Genomic DNA, 23763 nt, shown 5'->3' with positions numbered 1-23763 from the left:
AGTCGTGAGAGCTGTGGTCCGAGTCCCCGGAAAACCGGGATCGATACCGACTGCTCGCGAGCAACGTGCTCCAGGTTACCCATGAGTCAGCTTGTTGTTGTCGACATTTGCGGTCAGTCGCCCTCTGTTCGGGGTCCGTTCGGGACCGTCGCAACGGATCTGCCAGGCTGGGAGCGCCGTCCGAGCAATCCCGACCTCAGGAGCAAATCTCATGACGACACGCCGCACGAGTCCCGCCACGCGACGTTCGGTGCTCGCCGTCCCGGGCAGCAATCCCCGCATGATCGAGAAGGCCAAGGGACTCGCCGCGGACGAGATCTTCCTCGATCTGGAGGATGCCGTCGCACCCGCGGCCAAGGCCGCCGCGCGGGCGAACATCGTTGCCGCCCTCGTCTCCCCGGGCTGGGGTGAGCAGATCCGGGTGGTGCGGGTCAACGACTGGACCACCCAGTGGACCTATGCCGACGTGATCGCGGTCGTCGAGGGCGCCGGCCGGGAACTGGACGCGATCCTGCTGCCGAAGGTGACCGACGCCGGTCAGGTCCGCGCCCTGGATCTGCTGCTGACGCAACTGGAGAAGGCCGGCGGCCTGGCGCCGGGCAGTATCGGTATCGAGCCGCAGATCGAGAATGCGCTGGGGCTGCGCAACATCGATGCGATCGCCACCGCCTCGCCGCGGGTGCAGACCCTGGTGTTCGGGCCGGCCGACTTCATGGCCAGTATCAACATGCGCACCCTGGTCGTGGGTGAGCAGCCGGAGGGTTACGAACCCGGCGACGCCTACCACCACATCCTGATGACCATCCTGCTCGCCGCGCGCGCCCACGGCCTGCAGGCCATCGACGGCCCGTACCTGCAGATCCGGGATCTCGACGGCTTCCGGCGCGCCGCGGGGCGCACGGCCGCACTCGGTTTCGACGGGAAGTGGGTGCTGCACCCGACCCAGATCGACGCCGCGAACGAGATCTTCAGCCCGCGGCAGGCGGATTACGATCACGCCGAACAGATCCTGGACGCGTACGCCCATCACACCTCCGACGCCGGCGGCGCCCGCGGCGCGGTGATGCTCGGCGACGAGATGATCGACGAGGCGAGCGCCAAGATGGCGCAGGTGATCGCGGCGAAGGGCCGGGCGGCGGGCATGACGCGCACGACCGCGTTCGAACCGCCGCACAGCGATCGGCAGGACTAGGATGTCCGTGTTATGACCAATCCCTTGGGCAACGCGAATCGCAATCGGGCGGGCCTGCCGACGCCGCCGTCGGGGTGGCCGGTCGGCTCCTACCCGACCTACGCCGAGGCGCAGAAGGCCGTCGACTATCTGGCCGACAATCAGTTCCCGGTCGAGAACGTGACCATCGTCGGCGTCGACCTCATGCAGGTCGAGCGGGTGCTGTACCGGCTCACCTGGGGCAAGGTCATCGGCGGGGGCATGGTGTCCGGCGCCTGGCTGGGATTGTTCCTGGGTCTGCTGCTGAGCCTGTTCACCTCCGGCGGCGCCCTCGGCCCGCTGGTCGTGGGCCTGATCGGCGGTGTGATCTTCGGCGTGATCTCCACCTCCATCCCCTACGCCGCCACCCGCGGCCAGCGCGATTTCGCGTCCACCATGCAGTTGGTGGCCGGCCGTTACGACGTGTTGTGCGAGCCGAAGGCGGCCGAGCAGGCGCGCGACATGCTGGCCCGGCTGGCCCTGTAGTCGCATGCAGGTCCTCGACCGGGTACGGGCCGCGGTGTTGTCGTATTACGGTGCGCCGTCGGCGGATTCGGCCTCGGTGACCTTCCTGGGGCTGGAGCCGATCGAGATCCTGCGGGTCCGCGACGGCGACCACGTCCACTACGTGACGCTCGGCGGCAGCCGCCATCCGATGACGGATGCGGCTGCGGCCGTGGCGGATCCGGAACGCGGCCCGCGCGCGGAACTGGTGCTGACCCTGCGCGGCGGTCCCGGCGCGCACTCCGGCCTGACTCGTGCGCTCGGCGTCCTGATCGCCGCGCCCGCGGTGGAAGGTGTTGTGCTGCAAGAGGATGCGCTGCTCGATCTCGGCGAACCGTTGTGGCACAACGCGCCGTTCACCGCGGCATTGCTGGGTGCCGCGCCGGTTCCGCCGGTGCCGTTGCCGGAACCCGCCGAGCCGGTGCGATTCCTGTCGGCGGCGCCGATCACCGCGACCGAGGCGGCGTGGGTGCGCATCCGTGGCGCGACGGCGTTGCGCGACGCCTGGGACGAGGCGGGTATCGATGTGCGCGATCCGTACCGGGCGGCCGCGGCGCTGTGATCGGCTACAGCCAGTCGTTGTGCCGGAAGACCATGAACAGCCCGCTGCAGATCGTGACGATGACCACCAGCACGAGCGGATAGCCGTAGGTCCACGACAGTTCCGGCATGTGCTGGAAGTTCATACCGTAGATGCCGGCGATCATGGTCGGCACCGCCGCCATCGCGGCCCAGGCCGAGATCTTGCGCATATCGGTGTTCTGCTGCACGCCGACCTTCGCCAGGGCGGCGTTGATCAGTGAGCTCAGCGCCTCGTCGAAATCGCGGATGTGCTCGGCGACCACGGTGTGATGGTCGGCGACATCGCGCATGTAGCGGCGGATCTCGGTGGGCAGCGCGGTGTCGTTGCTGAGCAGCTGCAGCGGCACGGTCAGCGGGGCCACCGCCCGGCGCAGTTCGACCACCTCGCGCTTGAGCTGGTAGATCTCCTCGACCGCGATGTGGCTGCGCGGGGTGAACACGTCCTCCTCCATCCGGTCGACGTCGTCCTCCATGGACTGCGCGACCTCGACATAGCTGTCGACGATGTGGTCCGCGATGGCGTGCAGTACCGCGGTCGGGCCCAGCGCGAGATGTTCGGGATCGGCCTCGAGTCTGCGCCGGACCCCGGTCAGCGGGGTGTGGTCGCCGTGCCGGACGGTGACCACGAACGACGGCCCGACGAACATCATCACCTCGCCGGTCTCCACGATCTCGCTGATGCCGTGGCGCGGGTGTTCCAGATATTTCACGGTGCGCAGCACCAGGATCAGGGTGTCGTCGTAGCGTTCCAGCTTCGGCCGCTGATGGGCCTGGACCGCGTCCTCGACGGCCAGTTCGTGCAGGCCGAAGGTCGCGGCCACCTCGGCCATCTGGGTCTCGTCCGGTTCGTGCAGGCCCACCCAGACGAATCCGGACTCGCGCTCGTGCACCTCGGCCAGCGCGGCCGCGGGCAGCAGCCGGCCGGGCAGCCGCTTGCCGTCCACGTAGACCGCGCAGTCGACGATCGCGCGCGCGGTCGGCACCGGGATCCGATGGACGGGTTCCTCGGGCCTGCGGCGGTTGCGCAGGGACGACAGCGGTGGAATGGAGGGCACGAGCTGGATGGTAGCGGTACGGGCGTGCCTGTTCGAGTCCCGGATATCGCCCGCGCCACGCGACCGGCGCGCCGCCGCGGCGGCCGCCGTTGGGCAAGATGGAATATCGTGCGCATCGACCTGCATACCCATTCGACCGTCTCGGACGGCACCGACACTCCCGCGGAGCTGGTGCGGCGAGCGGGCGCGGCCGGGCTCGACGCGGTCGCCCTGACCGATCACGACACCACCGCCGGCTGGGACGAGGCCGCCGCGGCCCTGCCCCCGGGGATGACGCTGGTACGCGGGATGGAGATGTCCTGTACCGGCCTCGGCGAGGACGGCCGCCCGGTACCGGTACATCTGCTGGCGTATCTGTTCGATCCGGCCGACTCCGCCTTCGCCGCCGAGCGGGAGCGACTGCGCGGTGAGCGGGTGGCGCGGGTCCGCGCGATGGCGGAACGGATGGCCGCCGACGGCCTCCCGATCGATCCGGACGCGGTACTCGCCGGGGCCGGGGTGGTGGCGGGCCGGCCGCATCTGGCCCGCGCGCTGGTGGCGGCCGGGGTGGTGCCCACGGTGGATGCCGCGTTCCGCGAGCTGCTCGCCCAGCACGGCCCCTATTACCTCGACAAGTCGGATACCCCGCTGGATCGCGCGGTGGCGATGGTGGCCGCGGCGGGCGGCGTCACCGTGGTGGCCCATGTGCGAGCGCGCTCGCGGGGCCGGCTGCTCGATCTCGCGGAGGTGCGCCGGCTGGCGGCGCTCGGGCTCGGCGGTATCGAGGTCGACCATCCGGACCACGCGCCCGAGGATCGGGAAATATTGCGTGAATTCGGTACCGAACTGGGACTGGTCACCACCGGATCGTCGGACTATCACGGCGTGGACAAGGCGGTCGAGTTGGGCCGATTCACAACGGATCCGGAACAATTCGAGATCCTGATCGGAAAGGCCTCCGGGATACCGGTGATCACCGCGTGAAGGCGCTGCGGGCGTTGAGCGGATTGGTCGCGGGCGGGTTGGTCGTACTGACCGCGGTGCTGGTGGGTGCGGCGATTCTCGGTGCCCAGCGGGGTTTTCCGGGTCCCGGCACCGGTCGGCTGAGCTGGCATCTGGGACTCACGGTGGTCGCGGTGGCGGCGCAGGTTTTCGCCGATCGGCATCGGGGTATGGCCGCGCTTTCCGGATCGCTGGTCGTTTTTGTTGCGACAGGTTACCTACTGGTTACGCAATGGTGGAATTGAGCCCTGCGTGTCGGTTGCGGTCGAGTGAATTGTGGCCGAACATTTTGCCCTATGGGTGAATTGGTCGCCGATGTGCTGGTGGTGGGGGGCGGCCCTGCCGGGGCCTGGGCGGCCCTCGCCGCGGCGCGTGGTGGCGTCCGGGTCGTCCTGGTCGAGAAGGGGCGGTGCGGCAGCAGCGGTCCCACGGCGCGCGGACCGGTCTCGCTCTGGTTCGTCCCGCCCGGCCCGGCGCGCGAGGAGGCCGTGCGGCAGAACTACCTCCACGGCGGCTGCCTGGGCGATCCGGAATGGATGCACCGGGTTCTGGAGGAGGCGCACCGGCGCGTCGAGCAGTTGATCCGGCCGGGGCACCGCGGCTCCGGCGACCGCGCCGACCGGCCCGGTCGGGTGACCGTCGAGGGCGCGGACTATCTGGGCAAGCTGCGCCGCAGCCTCGTGCTCGCCGGGGTGCGCATCCTCGATCACCATCCGGCGCTGCAACTGCTGGTCGACGCCGCGGGCACGGTCGGCGGCGCCACCGGGGTCCGGCTGCGCGGCGGCACGAACTGGACGGTGCACGCCGCGGCGGTGGTCGTGGCCACGGGCGGGTGCGCATTCCTGTCCGGCGGTCCGGGTACGGATGTCGCCACCGGCGACGGGCTGCTGATGGCCGCGGAGGCCGGCGGCGAACTGTCGGGGATGGAGTTCTCCAACGCGTATTCGCTGGCGCCGGTCGGGCCTCGCCGGCCGGCGATGGTGGCCGAGGGACCGCCCGCCCCGAGCGCGGCGGAGCCGGCGCCGCAGCTGGCCACCCTCTACGACCACAGCGGCGCGGTCCTCGGCGCGCACGACGCGGCGTTCGCCGCCCTCGCCGACGGGCAGCGGGTCTACGCGGCGGCCGACCCACGCGCGCAGGCGCGGGAGTCCGGTCCGGGCCGGGTGCTGCTGCGGGCGGTCGCCGAGGGCACGGTACGTGGCACAGGCGGTCTGCGACTGACCGGATTCGATTGCGCCACAACGGTTCCCGGTCTCTTCGCGGCCGGTGACGTGGCGACCCGGGAGCCGATCACCGGCGCCGTGGGCGGTTTCGGCGGGCAGGGCGGCGCATGGGCGATCTCCTCGGGTGCCTGGGCGGGGACCAGTGCCGCGCGGTTCGCGGCCGCGACGAGCGGCGGCCGGGCGCGCCGGATGCGGCCGGTACCGGGTGCGGGCTTGAACGCGGCGCCGGGTATCGATCCGCGCGCGGTGATCGGCCTGGTTCAGGAACACACCCTTCCGCTTCGGCGCAGCTACTGGCGCAGCGCGGGCAGCCTGCGCGACAGCATCACCGAACTCGACGCCCTGTGGCCGGTCACCGAATTCGGGCTCGGCGGCAGCGGCGCCGACCGGTTGTACGCCCGGCAGGCCGCGGCGCTCCTCGCGGTGGCGCGGTGGACCAAATACAGCGCGCTGGCGCGGACCGAGACCCGCGGCATGCATCGGCGCACGGATCATCCTGGGGTGGGCAGTGATTGGCGGGTCCGATTGGTGTCCGGCGGCGTGGAATCGGTCTGGGTACGGCCGGAACAACCCGATCCGGATACCACCTCGCCGTGGGCGGACCTGACATCCGCGTGAACTCCCGATGATTCACCGGCGACCCGGATCGGCGACGAGTATTTGTTTACCGGCCGGTAATTCGCCTTTTCCGGCAGCGTACGGGAATCGCGCGGTGACGTTTACTTCGCGGTAGCTGCGCGCGGGACGATGCGGGACGCCGGCGGGTATGTGCGGCGGCCGCCGGGGAAGTGGCGGCCGGTGCGGACATCGCGGCGCGAGCGGTCCGCCGCCGGATCCGCGGCGACCGGCCGCGCGGGGATTTCCGCAGGCAGTGGCGCGGTTGCGGTTCCGGTCGCGGGGCGATTTGGCACGGGGGTGCCGATGCTGGCAGAATGTAGCGGATTCCCGGCCGGTGCCACCGCCCGGCACGGGATGCGTGATGTTCCCGGCTACGTGCGCACGGCTCCGGTCCCGGGAACATCGGTAGCGGATTACCCGGACCCACCCCTCCGGGTGTGGTTCGGCGACTCCGCACGGCGATGCCCACGACGACATTCAGTTTTACTTTGTGCGATTTGTGCGATGTAAGCGATGGCGATTTCGTGCGCGACATGCGACAGTGACACCACCGTAACGAACGATGGCGTTCCGCCCACCACAAACGACGGCGTTCCGGATCGCTACCGAGAACAGTGAAAAACCGGTAATAGCAATACCAGCCGGTAACCGAACACCCGTTTAGCCCGGACCCTGCAGGAGTGAAATCGTGTCACCTGTGACTGACGCAGCGAATGCCACCACCACCCCCGAACGTGAAGACCTGTCCGCGATCACCGACGAGGAGATCTTCGCCGGCCACCTCGGTGGCAAGTTGTCGGTAGAGCTTGCCGCGCCCCTGGAGACCCAGCGGGACCTGTCCATCGCGTACACCCCGGGTGTGGCCCAGGTCAGCCGGGCGATCGCCGCCGACGCGGAACTGGCCAAGCGGTACACCTGGACCGATCGCCTGGTCGTGGTGGTCAGTGACGGCACCGCGGTGCTCGGCCTCGGCGATATCGGCCCGCGCGCGTCGCTGCCGGTCATGGAGGGCAAGGCCGCGCTGTTCAAGAAGTTCGCCGGTCTGGACTCGATCCCGATCGTGCTGGACACCAAGGACGTCGACGAGATCGTCGAGACCCTGATCCGGCTGCGGCCGAGCTTCGGCGCGGTCAACCTGGAGGACATCTCGGCCCCGCGCTGCTTCGAGATCGAGAAGCGGGTCATCGAGGCGCTGGACTGCCCGGTCATGCACGACGACCAGCACGGCACCGCGATCGTGGTGCTGGCGGCGCTCACCGGCGCGGCCAAGCTGCAGGGCCGCGACATCTCCGGCCTGAAGGTGGTCACCTCCGGCGCGGGCGCGGCGGGCGTGGCCTGCACCGAGATCCTGCTGGCCGCGGGCGTGCAGGACATCGTGGTGCTCGACTCCAAGGGCATCGTCGGCACCCACCGCGACGATCTGAACCCGGTGAAGGACGATCTGGCCCGGCGCAGCAACCCGCGCGGGCTCACCGGCGGCGCGGCCGAGGCCCTCGCGGGCGCGGACGTGTTCCTGGGCCTGTCGGCGGGCACCGTCGACGAGGCGCTGATCGCCTCGATGGCGCCGGAGTCGATCGTGTTCGCGATGTCCAACCCGGATCCGGAGATCCACCCCGAGGTGGCCGGCAAGTATGCCGCGATCGTGGCCACCGGGCGCAGCGACTTCCCGAACCAGATCAACAACGTGCTCGCCTTCCCGGGCGTGTTCAAGGGCGCGCTGGACGCCGGCGCGCGGCGCATCACCGAGGGGATGAAGGTGGCCGCGGCCAACGCGATCTTCGGCGTGGTCGCCGAGGAGCTGGCGCCGGACCGGATCATCCCCAGCCCGCTGGACCCGCGGGTCGCCCCGGCCGTGGCGGCCGCCGTCGCCGCTGCGGCACGCGCCGAAGGCGTTGCGTAACAACGTAGTCCACCATGACGGAGGGTCGGGCCGGCGGTCGCCGGAACACCCTCCGTCATCGGTGTCCGGCGGGCGCACCGCATCCGGGGCACTGATCGCGGTGGTGACCGCGGTACTGACCGTCGTGCTGCTGCTCGGCGTGACGGCCGCGGCGCCGATCCGGACCAGCGGCCGGCTCGGCGACGGCGTGGCCATCGCGGGCGTCGCGCTCACGCCGCCGATGGGCTGGAACACCTGGAACAGCTACGGCTGCGACATCTCCGCGCGGGTCGTGCAACAGGCCGCGGACGCGCTGGTGTCCAGCGGTATGCGCGACGCCGGGTACCGATACGTGATCGTCGACGACTGCTGGTTCGAGCCGGCGCGCGGGCCCGGCGGCGTGCTGCGCGCGGATCCGGCCCGATTCCCGCAGGGCATGCGGGCGGTGGCCGATTACGTGCACGCGCGCGGGCTGAAGTTCGGCATCTACGAGAGCCCCAACGACCGCACCTGCGCGCAACTCGGCGGCGCCTATCCCGGCCGCACCGGCAGCGCCGGTCACGAGGCCCTCGACGCTCGCACCTTCGCGGACTGGGGCGTCGACTATCTCAAATACGATTGGTGCGCACCGGAATCCGATCTGGACCGGCAGCTGTCCGCGTTCACCCGGATGCGGGACGCGTTGCGCGACACCGGACGTCCGATCGTGTACAGCATCAACGCCAACAGCGACGTCCTCGCGGTACCCCCCGGCGCGATCTACGACTGGTCCGGTATCGCGACCATGTGGCGGACCACCAACGACGTCACCCCGGCCTGGGCGATCGGGCTGGGCGTCGCGACCAGCCAGGGTATCCGCGAGATCCTCGACACCACCGCGCCGCTGACCGACCGTGCCGGACCCGGGCACTGGCCGGATCCGGACATGCTGGAGGTCGGCGTCGCGGGTGTCCCGGGCACCCTCACCCCCGGCCTCACCGCCGCCGAGCAGCGCACCCAGTTCGGCATGTGGGCGCTGCTGGCCGCGCCGCTGATCGCCGGAAACGCGCTGCCCTACCTGGATTCCGCGACGCGGGCCCTGCTGACGAATCCGGAAGTGATCGCGGTGGACCAGGATTCGCTGGCCGCCCCGGCCACGGCGGTCCCCGATACGGGTGGAAAGGTCCTGCGCCGCACCATGTCCGACGGTTCGGCGGTGGTGGCGCTGACCAACCGCGACCGCGCCGCGACCCGGATCGACACCTCGGCGGCCGCTGCCGGGCTGCCCGCCGCACCGCGCTACGAGGTGCGCGACCTGTGGACCGGCGCTGCGTCCGTCACCGACGGCCCGCTCGGCGCGACGGTGGCCGCGCACGACACGGTGCTGCTGCGCATCCGCCCGGACACCTCGGCGTAGTCGGTCGCTGTACATCTCCGCACAGGTGGGGATCGCCCTCGGATCGGTGCGGGCGCGGTGTGGCGGTCGCAGACTCCGGCGGTGTCCGTCCGAGATCGGGCGGGCGACCGCGGGTGGCCTCCGTAGGCCGGATCAGTCCGGCTGGGAGAAGCGCAGGGTGTTGCCGAACGGGTCGGTGATCATGAAACCGGGGCCGCCGGGGCCCGGCTCGGGGGCGCCGGGGCGGCCGTAGCGGTAGTGGTGGGCGGCCAGTTCGGCGTGCAGGCCGTGGACGTCGTCGACCGGGATCCACACGACCGTGCCGGGGGTGCCGTCGCCGTGGTGCTCGCTGAGGTGGAGGGTGGTCTGCGAGCGCGACACCTGTGCGTACAGCGGCAGATCCGGCTCGAACCGGTGCTCCCAGTCGACGGTGAAGCCGAGATGATCGCGATAGAACTCGTACGCCTTGGCCACATCGAAGATGCGCAGGATCGGGACGGGTGCGGCGAATCGGATCGAGTCGGCGGCCATGCTGCGATGCTACCGGCGCCGATCGTCAGGCGATGATGCCGAGGTCGCGGCGGCCGGCGCCGACGACCGGGACCGGGTCCGCGCCCAGAACCCGGTGCAGCAGTTCGTGATAGATGTCGCGGAAGTCGACGGTCGATTTCAGATCGCCGTCGGCGAGGTCGGTGAGGCCGGGTTCGTCGCCGTGGAAGCCGGCCGCGACCGGTGCGCCCGCGACGAAGACCGGCCCGGCGGTGCCGTGATCGGTGCCCTGGGAGGCGTTGGCGCGCACCCGGCGGCCGAATTCGCTGTAGGCCAGCAGGACCACGTCGCGGCCGCGTGGATGGCCGGACAGGTCGCGCAGGAAGCCCGCCACCGCCTCGTCGAAGCGGCCCAGCAGCTGTTCCTGGGTGTGCCGCTCGTCGGCGTGGGTGTCGAAACCGCCGAGGCTCACGGTGTAGACCCGGGTCGGGACGTTCGCCCGGATACAGCGGCCGACCAGATCCAGTTGCGCCGCCAGCGGATTCGCGCCGCCGAGATCGCGCGCCGGCGGCGCGATCGAGGCGAAGGTGCCGGTGACGGTCTGGGCCGCACGATATCCGGTGCACACCGCGGCCCGCGCCGCGCTGTCACCCGGATCGGCGGCGCCTAGTCCCGCGAGTACCGCCGCCGCTTCCGGCGTCTGCCCGGTCGCGGCCGGATTCAACGCCGCCGCGGTGTGTTTCGCGCCGAACGCCAGCCGGGGGAGCACCGGCCCGATGTTCACCGCGCGGACCGGATCCGCGCCGGTCGCGTCCAGCCAGCGGCCGATCCAGCCGGTCGGCAGCGGTTCGTCCGGTGCGGCGGTCTGCCAGATGTCCATGGACCGGAAGTGGCTGTGGTCCGGATTCGGATAGCCGACCCCGCGCACGATCGCCAGCTGCCGCCGGTTCCACAGGTCCGCCAAGCCGCGCATCGCCGGGTTGAGTCCCTGCGCCGCATCGAGGTGCAGCACTTCCTCGGGGCGATAGGACAATTCGGGACGGGCGTCGTGATAGGCGTTGTCGGCGTACGGGATCAGCGTGTTGAGGCCGTCGTTGCCGCCGTACATGGTGAGTACCACCAGGATTCCCGAACCCGCGGCCAGTGGGGTGGTCTCGGCGTGGTGCCGCAGCTCCGCCAGGGTGATCCCGCCGCCGAGTACGCCGAGCGCACCGAGCGCCGCGGAGCCGGCGAGGAACCGCCGGCGGTCGATCGGGCCGATCCGGGGCATGAGCGAACCGCCTTCAGCTGGTGAGGTATTCGGGGGTGTTGAGCGCGAGGACGGCGAGCCGGACCGGGTCGGCCACGGCGGTCGCGAGCACCTTCGCGCTGCGGTCGGACCAGTCGGCGATGCCGAGCAGATGTCCGGCCGCGTCGATCCGATCGGACCTGCCGGCCGCCGAGATCGGGGTCGGGTCGGCCCGTTTCAGCAGTGTGGTGGTCGCGGTGAGCCGGATCTGCGCGGCGGCGCTGGACATCCAGCCCGGCCCGCGCGGCCAGCCGCCGACATCCGGTGGGTGGAACGGCAATTGGCCGAGGCTGCGCAACACCCCGGCGACCCGCCGGGCGTCGGCGTCGTCGGCCAGTGGCACCCGCAGCGCGCGGATCGCGCCGATCAGCCACTCCACCGGGCCGTGGACGACGGTGTCGCGCGCGGAGAGGAAATCCGGATCGGTGAGGATCGCGGTGGTCAGCGCGGTCAGATCGCGGCCGGGTCCGTAGGCGGCGGTGATCCGGTCCAGGGCGGCGGCCGCGGGTGGTTCGTCGGCGGCCAGTTGCTGCCAGGTCCGCGCCGCCACGTAGCGCGCCGACTCCGGGCGGGCCAGCACGATATCGCAGAACTCCCGCGCGCCGAGCGGACCCGTCACGCCCAGCAGGGTTTTCGGCCCGCGATCGTGGCGCGCCGGATCCAGGGCCGCGGCGCCGTCCCGGATCGTCCAGCCGGTGAGCGCGCGGGCCCCTTCGCGCACATCGGTTTCGGTGTATCCGTTGCCGTGGCCGAGCGCGAACAGCTCCAGGAATTCGCGGGACAGGTTCTCGTTCGGGGCCTTCGCGCTGTTGGCGGTGCCGTCGAGCCAGCGCAGCATGGCCGGATCGGTCAGCATCGCGTAGGCCAGCGTGTCGAAATCGCCGGTGCCGGCGGCCCGGAGCGTGCGGTTCTGCGCGGCCATCGCGGCCGCGCTGCGCACCTTGACCGCCGAGGTGGCGAAGTGGTTGTGCCACACCAGCGTCAACTTCTCCCGCACCGGAACCCGCACGGCCGCCATGCGGCGCAGCCACCAGAAGGTGAGATCGTCCAACTGAGCGGTCGATTCGGCCCGGTAGCGACGCCGTTCGTCGGCCGAGGCGGATTTGCCGGGTGCGGCCGGGGCGACCGGCTGCGGCATCGGCGTCGCCACCGCCCCCGGATCGGCCGCCGGATCCGCGGCGAGGGCGGTGCGCAGATAGGCGGCGGGGTCGGTGACCGCATCGATCTCGGCGCCGGTGGCGCCGAAGCCGGATCGGCGCAGTACCCGCGCGGTGACCGCCCACTGGGACGAGTGGCTTCCCATGCTCCGAGTATCACGGCCGGCGCGCGGCCCGCACCGCCGCCGACGCCGATGTTCAGCCGATCCTCAGCGCCCGAGCCGGCGCCGGCGGTCGCGGCGGGCGGGGCACAATGTCGGATGTGCAGCCCGGTCGCATTCTGGTCATCGAGGACGCCGACGCCATCCGGGCGGCGGTGACCTCGGCGTTGTCGGCCGCCGGGCACGAGGTGCTGGCGCGCGCGGACGGCAGCGGCCTGGAACACGATCTGTCCCGCTTCCGGCCCGATGTGGTGGTGCTCGATGTGATGCTGCCCGGCCGGGACGGGTTCACCCTGCTGGAGACGGTGCGCGCGCGATGCAAGGCGGGTGTGGTGATGCTGACCGCGCGCGACGGCGTCGAGGACCGGGTGCGCGGCCTGCGCGCCGGCTCCGACGACTACGTGGTCAAGCCGTTCGATCTGACCGAACTCGTCGCCCGGATCGAGGCGTTGCTGCGCCGGATGGGCCGCTTGCAGACCAAACTCACCATCGGCGATCTGGTGGTCGACGTCGATTCCGGTGTCGTGGTCCGCGGCGACGGGCCGATCACGCTCACCGCCACCGAATTCAAACTGCTCGCGTACCTCGCCGCGCATCGCGACCGGGTGGTGACGAAGACCCAGATCCTCACCGCCGTCTGGGGTTACGAGGACTACGACCCGAATCTGGTCGAGGTGTACGTCAGCGCGGTGCGCCGCAAATTGGAGGAGCACGGCCCCCGGGTGCTGCACACCGTCCGCGGTCTCGGCTACACGCTGCGGGTGGGGGACCGGTGAGGACGGTGTCGCTGCGGCGGCGGGTCACCCTGACCGCGGCCGCGATCTCCGGCGTCGCGCTGCTGGCGGTGGCGCTGACCGTGCACAGCCTGTTCGGGGTGGTGGTCGGCCGCAGCGAGAACGCGGTCCTCACCGACCGCGCCCAGCTGGCCCGCCAGCTGGCCCAGGCCGACACCCCGCCGACGGTGCTGATCACCCGGGTGGACAACCGCTCGGTGCGGGCCCGCCTGGTCCTCGCCGACGGCCGCGTCTACGGCAGCCTGGGCCCGCGCCACGAGGACGATGCCCGGCCCCGTGTCATCCAGTTGATCGGCCCCGGCGAACTGAACCACGCGCGCCTGACCCTGCAGGTGGACACCCCGCTGCTGTCCCGTTTGCAGTCCCGCCTCGGCTGGGTCCTGATCGGCGCGACCGTCGCCGCGATCGCCGTCATCGCCGCCGGTCTGTGGCTCGGTGTCCGCCGCGCCCTGGCGCCGCTGGACTCGATGACCGGCCTGGCCCGCGAGATCGCGCGCGGCGAACGCGGCCGCCGCCTCCTCCCGGATCGCGCCGACACCGAATTGGGCCGCACCGCAAGTGCTTTCGACGAAATGCTGGACGCCCTGGAAGGCGCCGAGGCCCGCGCCCGCGCCTCCGAACAACACCTGCGTTCCTTCGTCGCCGACGCCGCCCACGAGCTGCGCACCCCGGTCGCCGGAATCCGCGCGATCGCCGAGGCGGTCCTGCACCAGCCCCCCGGCGCCGACCCCGAGGAACAACAGCGCATGCACCTGCTTCTGGCCCGGGAGGCCCGGCGCGCCGGCCGCCTGGTCGAGGACCTGCTCGACATGGCCCGCATCGACGCCGGCCTGCACCTGCACCGCACCCCGACCGATCTCCACGACCTGGCCGCCACCCACCTGGACCGGATGCGAATGCTGCACCCCGGCATCGACTTCCGCCTCACCGGCCCCCACCCGATCGCCCCCGTCGACCCCGAACGCATCGGCCAGGTCCTGACCAACCTCCTGAGCAACGCCTGCCGGGCCATCGCCACCGCCGACCCGGCCCCCGACCCCGGCATCGTCACGGTCACCCTCACCGCCGCACCGGAATCCGCCGAGATCACCATCACCGACAACGGCCCCGGCGTACCCGCCGCCGACCGCGACCGCATCTTCGACCGCCTGGTCCGCCTCGACCCCGCCCGCGCCCACCACCCCCAGGGCGCCGGCCTCGGCCTGGCCATCGCCCGCGGCATAGCCCGAGCCCACGGCGGCGACCTGACCTGCCCACCCCCACCCACCCCCGGCGCCACCTTCACCCTCCACCTGAACACCCGCGTTCCGGATATTCGATTGGACAAGTTGTCGTCTATTGATTAGACTTAAATCGGTCAAGTCAATAGACTTTCGTGCCATGATTCGCGAGGAGCCGACACGGACCGTTCCCGGAGAACTCACGCGCGCGGGTTGGATGCGAAAACGCCGAGGCAGGGGTAGTCACAGCTTGTGGCAGTGCCCCACGGGGTCGCACACGACGGTCGTACCGGACGGTCACACCGAGATTCGCCCCGGCGTGGTGCGGGTGATCAGGCGAGCGATCCTGGATTGTTCGTGCGGGAAGGAGGATCTGTGAAATACACGGCTCATGTCACCGGACGCGAAGGACGCTGGTGGGTGGTGGAGATTCCGGCGCTCGGCGAGGCCGCGCAGACGCAGGCGCGCCGGCTCACCGAGGTCGAGGCCGAGGCGCGCGACTACATCGGCGTCGCACTCGATCTCGCGCCCTCGGCGGTCGATATCGAGGTGGTGATCGGTGATATCGGCCGCGCGCACGATGTGCAGCGCCGGTCCGAGCGGATCCGGGCGGCCCGGGCCGAGGCGTCGCGGCTGGAACAGGAAGCGCAGCGCGAAACGCAGTTGCTGGCAGGCGAACTGGCTGCGGAGAAGATCCCGGTCCGGGATATCGCGACGCTGGTCGGTACGACGTTCCAACGCGTCGGCCAGCTGGTTTCGGGCGCGGTGGACGGTCCGCCCTCGGTGGCGGGCTGAGGATCGGCTGAAGGTCGGGTGGGGTGGGGGTGATCTTCAGGGGGGCTTCAGGTGGGGCGGGGAGATTCGGTGGTGGAAGGTACCGAATCGAAAGGATCCGATGTGAGACGAATTGCCGCAGGGGTGCTCGCCGGGGTTGCCGGGCTGGCGATGGTTGCCGTGGCCGGGCCGGGGATCGCGGCCGCCGATGGGCCGCAGTGCAATCCGCCGGCGCGTGCGCAGGCGCGGGCCGCGGCGCGCGGGCAGGTGCAGGCGTATCTGTCGGGGCATCCGGAGGTCGCGGCCGAGGTCGCGAAGGTGAAGGGGTTGCCGAAGGAGCAGCGGCGGGCCGAGTGGCAGGCGTTCCGGCAGGCCCATCCGCAGCAGGCGGCGGAGTTCCGGGCGGCGCGGCAGCCGATCATCGACTATCGGGCGGCCTGCCACCGCTGAACGGCGCGGCGGCGGCGCCGGCCGGATGTTTGCTGTGCGCGGGCTGTGGCCCGGCCGTACACTGCGGGCATGCCCGACCAGGCGCCGCTGCGTGCCAAAGATATTGCGTACGCGTGCACGTTGCTGAACAGTGCCTACGCCGACGGCCAGTTCGACGGTGAGGAGCATCGGGCGCGGGTCACCGCGGCGATGTCGGCCGGGACCGTCGCCGAATTACGTTCGCTGACCGCGGATCTGCGACCGTCGCGCACAGGAGATGTCGCAGGGCAGTATGTTTCGCGGCCGGCACCCGGCGGTGCCTCGTACGGCCGGCGCGCGATCGTGACGGCCGCGGTCTTCGGGATCGGCGCGGCGGCGGGCTACGCGTACGGGCTCGCCACGCGCGGAACGCGGGATTCGGTGTCCGCGAACGCGACTGCGACCGCGGGAACCGGCCGCACCACGGCCGCCCCGACCACCACGGCCGCGCCCCGGGCGCTGCACACCGCCGCCGGATTCTCCGCATTCGTCGCCGCGGTGTCACGCACCTTCGGCGATACCGTCGTCGACGATGCCAGCGTCTATCCCGACTACGCGGTGGTGACGCGCGGGGTGCCCAACGAAGCCGCGCACGCCCTGCTCTTCTCCTACCGGGGCACTTTCGACAAGGGCAGCCCGATGTCGCGGCAGCCGGGCACCGGGGTGGTCGATCTGGCCCGGGTCGACGTGGCGAAGCTGATGGAGTTGCTGGCCGGGGCGCCGCAGACGGTCGGCGTGCCGCAGCCGAAGACCACCTATTTCAGCGTGGACGGGCACGACGGCGGCCGGTCGGTGATCTACGAGACCGACGCGTACAACGTCAGCGGCTACCTCATCGCCGGTCTGGACGGCACCGTGAGCTCGGTGCATCCGGCGCCGCACTGAATCCCACCCGGACCTCCGGAAGATCCACCCGCACTCCACCCGCGGGTGGTGGGTCGCGGGGCCGCGCGCCGCGATCGTAGAGGCATGAGTTCGGCACAGATTTCGGAAATTGTTCTCGTCGTCGCGGTGCTCGGCTGGATCGTCTACCGGCAGACCCGCTGGCAGGTGCTCGATCCCGCGCGGATCTGGCGGATGCCGCTCATCCTCGCGGTGATCGGCCTGGTGTCGCTGCGATCCACCCCGGTCGACGGCGACACCTTCGGCACGGTCGCGGTGACGTTGCTGCTGGCGACCGGCCTGCTGAGTATCGGCGTCGGCGCGCTGATGGGGTCGATGTCCCAGCTGCGCGTCGTCGAGGGCCGGTGGCAGGCCCGCACCGGCTGGGCCGGATCGCTGTGGTGGCTGGTGCTCATCGCCGTGCGGGTCGGGGTCGATGTCGGCGCGAACGCGCTCGGGGCGAAGATCCTGACCTCCACCGGCGTCATCCTGCTGATGGTGGCGCTCAACCGGGTGGGCCGCACCCTCGTGCTGATCCGCCGCGCGGACCTGCGCACCCCGGTGCCGGTCGCGGGCCGGGCCGGGGACCGGTATCCGAGCGGCCCCGGCCGGGGATACTGAGCGGCGATGACCGAATCCCCGCTGGCGACGTTCCCGTCCAGGCTGCTGCGCCTGGTCGGGCTCGTCGCCGTCGTCGCGGCGGGTGGCGGAACCGTCCTCCAGCACGGCTGGTGGGCGGTACCGGCGGTGATGTCCTGGCTCGGCTGGGCGGTCTGGATCGTGGCGCCGGAGCGGCCGCGCTGGCCGACCCTGACCGCCCTGTTCGCGATGGCGATCGGCGGTGGCCTGACCACCGCGTGGTCGGCGGGTTCGGCGATCACCGCGCTCGCCGTGGTGTTCGCCGGATTCGCGCTGCTCAACGAGCCGGTGGCGGTCGGCGTGGTCCTCGCGGCCCTGGCGATCTTCGGCGCGGGCATATCCGATCTGGCGGCGGGCGACGAGCCCCGGTCGCTGCTGGCGGTGGTGTCCGGCGCGCTGGTGATGGGCTTGATGGGCTGGACCCGGCGGCAGTCGCGGATCTCCGCCGAACAGAACCGGTTACTGGTCGAGCAGAACCGGATCATCCGCGCCGAACGCGACCGGGCCGCCGCCCTCACCGAGCGCGGCCGCATCGCGCGCGATATGCACGACGTGCTCGCGCACACCCTGGGCGGGCTGGTGTTGCAACTGGATGCCGCCGACGCGCTGCTGGAGGCCGGCGAGGTGGACCGCGCCGCCGAACGGGTGAAGGCGTCGCACCGCCTGGCGGTGTCGGGACTCGCCGACGCCCGCCGGGTGGTGGGTGCGCTGCGGGCCGAGGGGGTGGATCTCGGCGCCGAACTGCACCGGCTGGCCGACGATCACCGCGGCAGCGGCGGCCGGGTGGAGGTGGGTGTCGACGCCGAACTGCGAGGGCTGGACGAGCAGACCGCCGTGGCGCTGTCCCGCGCGGTGCAGGAGGCGCTCACCAATGCCCGCAAACACGCTCCGGGACAACCGGTGTCGATTGACCTCCGCACCACCGGCGCGAATATCGCGGTGACGGTGTCGAATCCGCTCGGCTCGCGGATCGGCGCGCTGGCGCGCAGCGGTTCCGGGGCCGGATTGCTCGGAATGACCGAGCGGATAGCGGCTCTCGGCGGCTCCGTCGCGGCGGGCCGGGAGGAGGACCGGTGGGTCGTCCGCATCCTGGTACCGGCCACGCAGCGCGCGGACGCACCGGAGTAGCGACGAATGACACAGTGGGACACGGGCCGAGGAGGAATTGTGGTGGATGCTGATCCGGGCACGATCACCGTGGTGGTCGCCGACGATCAGACGACGGTGCGCGACGGACTCACCACCGTCCTGTCGCTGCTGCCGGACGTGACCGTGGTCGGCGAGGCCCGCGACGGCGCCGAAGCGGTCGAGGTGGTGGGCCGCCTGAGCCCGCGGGTGGTGCTGATGGACCTGCGGATGCCCGGGGTGGACGGCGTCGCCGCGACCGCCGCCATCACCGCGGCGCATCCGGCGACGGCGGTACTCGTACTCACCACCTACGCCGACGACGCCTCGATCGCGGGCGCACTGCGCGCGGGCGCCCGCGGCTACCTCACCAAGGATGCGGGCCGGGCCGAGATCGCCGCCGCGATCCGCTCGGTCGCCAGCGGCCACACCACCCTCGCCGCGGATGTCGGCGCACGGCTCGTCTCCGGTCTCACCGCCGCCGAGCCCGCCCCCGACGTCGACCTGACCGACCGCGAACTGGATGTGCTGCGCCGGATGGCGGCCGGCCGCAGCAACACCGAGATCGCGAAGGATCTGTTCATCGGCGTGAGTACCGTGAAGAGCCATATCAATTCGCTGTTCGCCAAGCTCGGCGTGCGCGATCGGGGTCAGGCTATCGCGTACGCGCACCGCGCCGGACTGGCACGCTGAGCCGGCCCGTACCCGGCACGCTGAGCCAGACCACGAAGGCCAGGACGCCGTCCAGCAGCAGTGCGAGCACCGCGACCAGGATGGCGCCGACCAGCACCCGGGTGTAGTCGTAGAGGCCGATACCGTCGAAGATGTAGCGGCCCAGCCCGCCCAGGTTCACGTACGCGGCGATGGTCGCCGTCGCGACCACTTGCAGTGTGGCCGAACGCAATCCGGTCAGCAGCACCGGCAGCGCGTTGGGTACCTCGACCCGCAGCAGTATCTGCCGCTCGGTCATGCCCATCGCGCGGGAGGCATCGACCACACCCGGATCCACGTTGGCCACACCGGAATACGCGCCGGCCAGCAGCGGCGGGACCCCGACGGTGAGCAGTGCGATCAGCGGCGGGATCAGGCCGAGACCGAGCAGCAGCACCACGAAGGTGAGCAGGCCCAGGGTGGGCAGCGCGCGCATGGCGTTGGCGACACCGACGATCGCCGCGGCGCCGCGGCGGGTGTGCCCGATCACCAGCCCGGTCGGCACCGCGATCACCACGGAGACCGCGACCGTGAGGAAGCTGTACCAGAGGTGTTCGGCGATCCGGTGACCGATGCCGGTACGGCCGCCCCAGTGCGCGGATTCGGTGAGATAGTGCCAGGCACCGAGGAAGAGGTTCATGCTCGGGCACCTTTCGCGCCGCGGGCGCGCAGCCACGGGGTGGCCCAGCGGCCCAGCAGGAACAGCAGCCGGTCCACGATCAGCGCGAGCACCAGCACCACGATGATGCCCGCCACGATCTCGTCCGGATAGTCCCGCTGATAGCCCTGGGTGAACAGTTTGCCGAGCCCGCCCACCCCGATCAGCGCGCCGACGGTCACCATCGAGATGTTGGTGACCGCGACGACCCGCAGGTTGGCCACGAAAATCGGTATCGCCAAGGGGAATTCGACGACGAGCGTGCGGCGCAGCGGCGGGTAGCCGATGGCCTCGGCCGCGTCCAGCACGGCGGCGGGCACCGCGTCCAGTGCGGTCGGCACCGCGATGACCAGCAGCGCCACCGAGTAGACGGTCAGCGCGATCACCACGTTCAGCGGATCGATGGTGGCGATCCCGGCGATCGGCGGGATGATCACGAACAGCGCCAGCGACGGGATGGTGTACGCGAGGCCGGCCACCGTGGTGGTCACCCGTCGCAGCCAGGACACCCGGCGGACCAACGCCCCCACCGGAATCGCGATCACGAGCCCGATGAGCAGCGGCAGCAGTGCGAGATACGCGTGGGTGCGGGTGAAACCCATGATCTCCGAGAAGTTGTGGAGCAGATACCTCATCGCGGGACACCGCCGCTGCGCTCGCTCATTCCGGTACCCGGCCGTCGGCGAGGTGCCGGTTGCGCTCGGCGTCCTCGTCCGCGCGCTGCCGGGCCAGCAGGCCGATCGCCTCGGTGGCATCGACGCCGCCGGCCACCGCGCCCGAATCATCCACGGCCACACCGATTCCCGAGGGCGACGAGATCGCCGCGTCGAGGGCCTGACGCAGATCCGCGCCGGGCCGGAACAGCGAACCGCCCGCGGACATGCTGTCGGCGAGCGAGCGGCCCGCACGCACCGCCTCGACCGCGGTGCCGTCCACCCAGCCCTGCGGATGCCGGGCCGCATCGGTGACCAGCACCCACGCCCCCGGATCCAATTCCAGCTGCGGTACCTGTTCCGCGGTGGCGGTGCGGATCTCGTGCCGGGCGAGATCGTCCGCGGTCCGGAACGACAGCCCCCGGTACCCGCGATCGCGGCCCACGAATTCGGCCACGAAATCCGTTGCGGGCCGGGCCAGCACCCGCTGCGGCGGGTCGTACTGCTGCAGGGTGCCGCCCCGGCCGAACACCGCCACCCGATCGCCGAGCTTGATCGCCTCGTCGATGTCATGGGTGACGAAGACGATGGTCTTGCGCAATTCCGCCTGCAGGCGCTGCATCTCGGCCTGCAACTCCTCGCGGACCACCGGATCCACCGCGCTGAACGGCTCGTCCATCAACAGGATCGGCGGATCGGCGGCCAGTGCCCGCGCCACCCCGACCCGCTGCTGCTGACCGCCGGACAACTGTGCCGGATACCGTTGCGCCAGAGCGCGATCCAGCCCGACCCGATCCAATACCTCGAGCGCGGCCCGGCGCGCGGCGCGGCGGCGCTCACCGCGCAGCACCGGCACCGTCGCGACGTTGTCGAGAACGGTCCGGTGCGGCAGCAGGCCGCCGCTCTGGATGACATAGCCGATCCCGAGCCGCAATTCGACCGGATCGATGGCCGCGATATCCGCGCCGCCGACGGTGATCGTGCCCGAACTGGGCGTGATCATGCGGTTGATCATCCGCATCGAGGTCGTCTTACCGCAGCCGGAGGGCCCGACGAAGACCGTGAACGATCCGGATTCGATGCGCAGGCTCAGGCCCGTGACCGCGGTGGTGCCATCCGGATAGGTCTTGGTGACGTCGGTGAATTCGATCTCGGTCACGAATCCGCCTATCCGACCGGCTTGTTCAGCCCCTGCGCGGCCACCCAGGTCTTCGCCGCGGCCGCCGGTTCGGTCTTGCTGGCGCCGGAGACCGCGTCGTTGAGCGAGATCAGTTCGGCGGTGGTCAGTTTCGCGGAGACCGCGTTCAGCACCCGCACCGCCTTGTCGGACTTCTTCTTGGCGTTGAGCACCGGCACCACGTTCTGCGCGGCGAAGTTGTGCTTCGGGTCCGCGAGCACCACCAGATCGTTCTGCTTGATCGCCGGCGAGGTGGTGAAGATGTCGGCGGCGGTGACCTGCCCGGAGGTGAGCGCGCGCACCGTGGCCGGGCCGCCGCCGTCCGCGATCGGCACGAACTTGTCCGCGGCGATGTCCAGGCTGTAGGTCTTCTTCAGCCCCGGCAGGCCGCCGGGACGCTCCGAGAATTCCGCCGGCGCACCGAAACTCACTTCGGCCGAATGCGGCGCCAGATCGGCGATGCTGTGCAGATTCCACTTGTCGGCGGTGGCGTGGGTGACCACCACGGCGTCGGAATCCTCACCGGGAGCGGGGGTGCCGGCGGCCAGATCGCTGCCGAGCGCCTTGGTCAGCGCGGCGTTCACATCGTCGGCGCCGGTCGCGGTGGCCGACTTGTCCAGGTATTGCAGCAGATTGCCGGTGTAGTCGGGGACCACGCCGATCGAGCACTGCCGCAGCGCCGGGATGTACGCCTCGCGGCTGCCGATGTTCAGCTTGGTGTCGACGCTGAAACCGTTGGCGCGCAACGCCTCCGCGTAGACATCGGCGACGGTCTCGGATTCCGGGAAGTTGGCCGAACCGACGGTGAGCTTGTTGGTGTCGTTGTCGCAGCCTCCCCCGCCGGAGGACAAGGGATCGGAATTGCCGCCACACGCCGACAGCGCCATGGCCGCGGCCAGCGCGACGGCGGCGGCCAGGATGCGCACGACGGCGAGGGCGGGACGATGTCCACGCCGCCGCGCGGCGGAGATGATCGAGGAGTTCAAGGCAGTCCTTCCGATGTCCCGGGCACTTCGAGAGGACCGGCGCGCGCCGACTACGATCTGTGCGCAGGCGCAGCCTCCCGGCTGTCCATACTGCCTGCAGTGTGTCGTTCTTTCCATGCAACGGGAGTGGGGTGTCGCCGGATGGGATCGACCGGGCCGGTACGGATCGCAGCCCGTGCACTCGTCGCCGCCGTGGCCGCCACGCTGCTGGTTTCCTGTTCCCACGACGACGGCGGACCGGTCCTGCGGGTGGGTGCGGGCAATTCGGATCAGGCTGATTTGATCGCCGAAATCTATGCCGGGGCTCTCGCCCGCACCGGCGCCCGTACGGCCGTGGTGGCGCACATGGGACAACGCCGCGACTATCTGGCCGCGCTGGACGCCGCCACCGTGGTCCTGGTCGGCGAGGTCAGCGGCGACCTGCTGACCACCTTCGACCCGAACTCACCCGCCCATCTCCCGGATCGGACGGCCGCGGCGGGCGGCGCCGCGACGAATCCCGCCGCGGCCGTGGACGGTCCGGTCGGCGCGGCACCGGCCCCCGACGTCGCCGACGCACTCAGCCGCGCACTCCCGCAAGGACTCTCGGTCTCCGACATCGCGGACGGCACCGACCTCCGCCCGGCGCTGCTGGCCCGCGCCACGGACGATCTCCCCGCCGCACTGCCGGATCTGGCCCCCCGTTGCGCCGACCTCACCGTCGGCATCGCCACCGGTTCCGAGCTGGATCCCCTGCGCCCCGCCCCCGACCCGCAACGCGACGTGATCGATCCGCTGCACACCCGGTACGGCTGCGACATCACCCACCCCACCGTCTACCCGTCCGATACCGAGCTGCGAAAAGCCTTGCAGGACGGGCAGGTCCAGCTCGGTATCCTCACCGGACCCGCTGCCCTGCTGCCCGGCGGCACGGACGGCCTGACCACGATCGCCGATCCGCGCTACGCCTTCCGCGCCCGCAACGTACTGCCGCTGTTCCGCACCGGCTCCCTCACCCCGGTCCAGATCAAGAAGCTCAACTACGTCGCGGGCGAACTGACCACCGCCGAACTGATCGACATGATCGCCCACCTCCGCGACGACCACACCTCCGCCGCCACCCTCGCCCGCACCTGGCTGGACGCACACTCACTCTGATCGTGGGTCGGTCGGCT

At 71.1% G+C, this 23763-nt stretch carries 25 protein-coding genes; 17 read left to right on the top strand and 8 right to left on the bottom strand.

Annotated features, from left to right (window positions below; all coding sequences use genetic code 11):
• The first annotated feature begins 211 nt into the window (after positions 1–211).
• Genes G361_RS0122000 through G361_RS0121990 form a run of 3 tightly spaced genes read left to right on the top strand, consistent with a single transcriptional unit; the run spans position 212 to position 2276 of the window.
• On the top strand, positions 212–1192 hold the full coding sequence (locus tag G361_RS0122000) for a CoA ester lyase (RefSeq protein ID WP_026343342.1): 981 nt from the start codon (positions 212–214) through the stop codon (positions 1190–1192).
• A gap of 12 nt (positions 1193–1204) precedes the next feature.
• Positions 1205–1696 carry a general stress protein gene (locus G361_RS0121995; RefSeq protein ID WP_019929275.1) on the top strand — a complete coding sequence of 164 codons (492 nt, stop codon included), beginning with the start codon at positions 1205–1207 and terminating at the stop codon, positions 1694–1696.
• A gap of 4 nt (positions 1697–1700) precedes the next feature.
• Positions 1701–2276 (top strand): suppressor of fused domain protein, encoded by a 576-nt coding sequence (locus G361_RS0121990; RefSeq protein ID WP_019929274.1) that lies wholly within the window; start codon positions 1701–1703, stop codon positions 2274–2276.
• A gap of 4 nt (positions 2277–2280) precedes the next feature.
• On the opposite strand, the gene corA is transcribed toward G361_RS0121990, so the two are convergent.
• On the bottom strand, positions 2281–3351 hold the full coding sequence (corA, locus tag G361_RS0121985) for a magnesium/cobalt transporter CorA (RefSeq protein WP_019929273.1): 1071 nt from the start codon (positions 3349–3351) through the stop codon (positions 2281–2283).
• 108 nt (positions 3352–3459) lie between these two features.
• Between corA and G361_RS0121980 the strand changes: the two genes are divergently transcribed.
• From G361_RS0121980 to G361_RS0121960, 5 genes are all read left to right on the top strand, one after another.
• Positions 3460–4314, top strand: a complete 855-nt coding sequence (locus tag G361_RS0121980) for a PHP domain-containing protein (RefSeq protein ID WP_019929272.1) — start codon at positions 3460–3462, stop codon at positions 4312–4314.
• Positions 4311–4577, top strand: coding sequence for a hypothetical protein (locus G361_RS0121975; RefSeq protein WP_019929271.1), 267 nt, complete (start codon positions 4311–4313; stop codon positions 4575–4577). The genes G361_RS0121980 and G361_RS0121975 overlap by 4 nt, the downstream gene beginning before the upstream one ends.
• Before the next feature lie 51 nt (positions 4578–4628).
• A complete protein-coding gene (locus G361_RS0121970; protein WP_019929270.1) occupies positions 4629–6173 on the top strand; it encodes an FAD-dependent oxidoreductase in 1545 nt (514 codons plus the stop codon).
• Positions 6174–6870: 697 nt separating this feature from the next.
• Positions 6871–8073, top strand: coding sequence for an NADP-dependent malic enzyme (locus tag G361_RS0121965; RefSeq protein WP_019929269.1), 1203 nt, complete (start codon positions 6871–6873; stop codon positions 8071–8073).
• Positions 8074–8134: 61 nt separating this feature from the next.
• On the top strand, positions 8135–9448 hold the full coding sequence (locus G361_RS0121960) for a glycoside hydrolase family 27 protein (protein WP_019929268.1): 1314 nt from the start codon (positions 8135–8137) through the stop codon (positions 9446–9448).
• A 132-nt stretch (positions 9449–9580) separates the two neighbouring features.
• Here the strand turns inward: G361_RS0121960 and G361_RS0121955 are convergent, their stop codons facing one another.
• Genes G361_RS0121955 through G361_RS0121945 form a run of 3 tightly spaced genes read right to left on the bottom strand, consistent with a single transcriptional unit; the run spans position 9581 to position 12507 of the window.
• Entirely contained in the window at positions 9581–9958 is a 378-nt protein-coding gene (locus G361_RS0121955; RefSeq protein WP_019929267.1) for a glyoxalase superfamily protein, read from the bottom strand.
• A gap of 25 nt (positions 9959–9983) precedes the next feature.
• A complete protein-coding gene (locus G361_RS0121950; protein WP_196814607.1) occupies positions 9984–11177 on the bottom strand; it encodes a DUF1501 domain-containing protein in 1194 nt (397 codons plus the stop codon).
• A 22-nt stretch (positions 11178–11199) separates the two neighbouring features.
• Complete coding sequence (locus G361_RS0121945; protein WP_019929265.1) at positions 11200–12507, bottom strand: DUF1800 family protein; 1308 nt, start codon at positions 12505–12507, stop codon at positions 11200–11202.
• Positions 12508–12614: 107 nt separating this feature from the next.
• Between G361_RS0121945 and G361_RS0121940 the strand changes: the two genes are divergently transcribed.
• The 8 genes from G361_RS0121940 (at position 12615) to G361_RS0121905 (ending at position 19117) form a co-directional block, all read left to right on the top strand.
• On the top strand, positions 12615–13298 hold the full coding sequence (locus G361_RS0121940; RefSeq protein WP_019929264.1) for a winged helix-turn-helix domain-containing protein: 684 nt from the start codon (positions 12615–12617) through the stop codon (positions 13296–13298).
• Complete coding sequence (locus G361_RS44435; RefSeq protein ID WP_052172695.1) at positions 13295–14662, top strand: cell wall metabolism sensor histidine kinase WalK; 1368 nt, start codon at positions 13295–13297, stop codon at positions 14660–14662. Before G361_RS0121940 ends, G361_RS44435 begins: the two co-directional genes overlap by 4 nt.
• A gap of 249 nt (positions 14663–14911) precedes the next feature.
• A complete protein-coding gene (locus G361_RS0121930; RefSeq protein WP_155981543.1) occupies positions 14912–15331 on the top strand; it encodes a hypothetical protein in 420 nt (139 codons plus the stop codon).
• Positions 15332–15433: 102 nt separating this feature from the next.
• Positions 15434–15760, top strand: a complete 327-nt coding sequence (locus G361_RS44430; protein WP_155981542.1) for a hemophore-related protein — start codon at positions 15434–15436, stop codon at positions 15758–15760.
• A 69-nt stretch (positions 15761–15829) separates the two neighbouring features.
• The gene (locus G361_RS0121920; RefSeq protein WP_036494205.1) at positions 15830–16663 is read left to right on the top strand and encodes a DUF1707 domain-containing protein; all 834 of its coding nucleotides are present in this window, start codon (positions 15830–15832) and stop codon (positions 16661–16663) included.
• An 84-nt stretch (positions 16664–16747) separates the two neighbouring features.
• A complete protein-coding gene (locus G361_RS44425) occupies positions 16748–17281 on the top strand; it encodes a hypothetical protein (RefSeq protein ID WP_019929259.1) in 534 nt (177 codons plus the stop codon).
• 6 nt (positions 17282–17287) lie between these two features.
• Positions 17288–18427, top strand: a complete 1140-nt coding sequence (locus G361_RS44420; protein ID WP_019929258.1) for a histidine kinase — start codon at positions 17288–17290, stop codon at positions 18425–18427.
• Positions 18428–18469: 42 nt separating this feature from the next.
• Positions 18470–19117: a response regulator transcription factor gene (locus G361_RS0121905; protein WP_231386941.1), complete on the top strand. Its 648-nt coding sequence runs from the start codon at positions 18470–18472 to the stop codon at positions 19115–19117.
• On the opposite strand, the gene G361_RS0121900 is transcribed toward G361_RS0121905, so the two are convergent.
• The 4 genes from G361_RS0121900 to G361_RS0121885 are packed head-to-tail and all read right to left on the bottom strand — an operon-like array spanning position 19080 to position 22510.
• Positions 19080–19775, bottom strand: coding sequence for an ABC transporter permease (locus G361_RS0121900; protein ID WP_019929256.1), 696 nt, complete (start codon positions 19773–19775; stop codon positions 19080–19082). The genes G361_RS0121905 and G361_RS0121900 overlap by 38 nt on opposite strands.
• Positions 19772–20428 (bottom strand): ABC transporter permease, encoded by a 657-nt coding sequence (locus G361_RS0121895; protein ID WP_019929255.1) that lies wholly within the window; start codon positions 20426–20428, stop codon positions 19772–19774. The genes G361_RS0121900 and G361_RS0121895 overlap by 4 nt, the downstream gene beginning before the upstream one ends.
• A gap of 25 nt (positions 20429–20453) precedes the next feature.
• A complete protein-coding gene (locus G361_RS0121890) occupies positions 20454–21605 on the bottom strand; it encodes an ABC transporter ATP-binding protein (protein ID WP_019929254.1) in 1152 nt (383 codons plus the stop codon).
• Positions 21606–21613: 8 nt separating this feature from the next.
• Positions 21614–22510: an ABC transporter substrate-binding protein gene (locus G361_RS0121885; RefSeq protein ID WP_155981733.1), complete on the bottom strand. Its 897-nt coding sequence runs from the start codon at positions 22508–22510 to the stop codon at positions 21614–21616.
• A 240-nt stretch (positions 22511–22750) separates the two neighbouring features.
• Here G361_RS0121885 and G361_RS0121880 point away from each other — a divergent pair, with 240 nt between their 5' ends.
• On the top strand, positions 22751–23746 hold the full coding sequence (locus tag G361_RS0121880; RefSeq protein ID WP_019929252.1) for a glycine betaine ABC transporter substrate-binding protein: 996 nt from the start codon (positions 22751–22753) through the stop codon (positions 23744–23746).
• Positions 23747–23763: the final 17 nt, after the last annotated feature.

The sequence above is a fragment of the Nocardia sp. BMG111209 genome (assembly GCF_000381925.1).
In the GTDB taxonomy this organism is placed as follows: domain Bacteria; phylum Actinomycetota; class Actinomycetes; order Mycobacteriales; family Mycobacteriaceae; genus Nocardia.
Note: the sequence above shows the minus strand (reverse complement) of the source record. Positions and strands in the feature narration are given on the sequence as shown.

Coding starts and splice junctions, on each gene's coding strand:
- G361_RS0122000 (WP_026343342.1), top strand. CDS start 212: ATGACGACACGCCGCACGAGTCCCGCCACGCGACGTTCGGTGCTCGCC.
- G361_RS0121995 (WP_019929275.1), top strand. CDS start 1,205: ATGACCAATCCCTTGGGCAACGCGAATCGCAATCGGGCGGGCCTGCCG.
- G361_RS0121990 (WP_019929274.1), top strand. CDS start 1,701: ATGCAGGTCCTCGACCGGGTACGGGCCGCGGTGTTGTCGTATTACGGT.
- G361_RS0121970 (WP_019929270.1), top strand. CDS start 4,629: ATGGGTGAATTGGTCGCCGATGTGCTGGTGGTGGGGGGCGGCCCTGCC.
- G361_RS0121955 (WP_019929267.1), bottom strand. CDS start 9,958: ATGGCCGCCGACTCGATCCGATTCGCCGCACCCGTCCCGATCCTGCGC.
- G361_RS0121945 (WP_019929265.1), bottom strand. CDS start 12,507: ATGGGAAGCCACTCGTCCCAGTGGGCGGTCACCGCGCGGGTACTGCGC.
- G361_RS0121940 (WP_019929264.1), top strand. CDS start 12,615: ATGTCGGATGTGCAGCCCGGTCGCATTCTGGTCATCGAGGACGCCGAC.
- G361_RS0121920 (WP_036494205.1), top strand. CDS start 15,830: ATGCCCGACCAGGCGCCGCTGCGTGCCAAAGATATTGCGTACGCGTGC.
- G361_RS44425 (WP_019929259.1), top strand. CDS start 16,748: ATGAGTTCGGCACAGATTTCGGAAATTGTTCTCGTCGTCGCGGTGCTC.
- G361_RS44420 (WP_019929258.1), top strand. CDS start 17,288: ATGACCGAATCCCCGCTGGCGACGTTCCCGTCCAGGCTGCTGCGCCTG.
- G361_RS0121900 (WP_019929256.1), bottom strand. CDS start 19,775: ATGAACCTCTTCCTCGGTGCCTGGCACTATCTCACCGAATCCGCGCAC.
- G361_RS0121895 (WP_019929255.1), bottom strand. CDS start 20,428: ATGAGGTATCTGCTCCACAACTTCTCGGAGATCATGGGTTTCACCCGC.
- G361_RS0121885 (WP_155981733.1), bottom strand. CDS start 22,510: ATGGCGCTGTCGGCGTGTGGCGGCAATTCCGATCCCTTGTCCTCCGGC.
- G361_RS0121880 (WP_019929252.1), top strand. CDS start 22,751: ATGGGATCGACCGGGCCGGTACGGATCGCAGCCCGTGCACTCGTCGCC.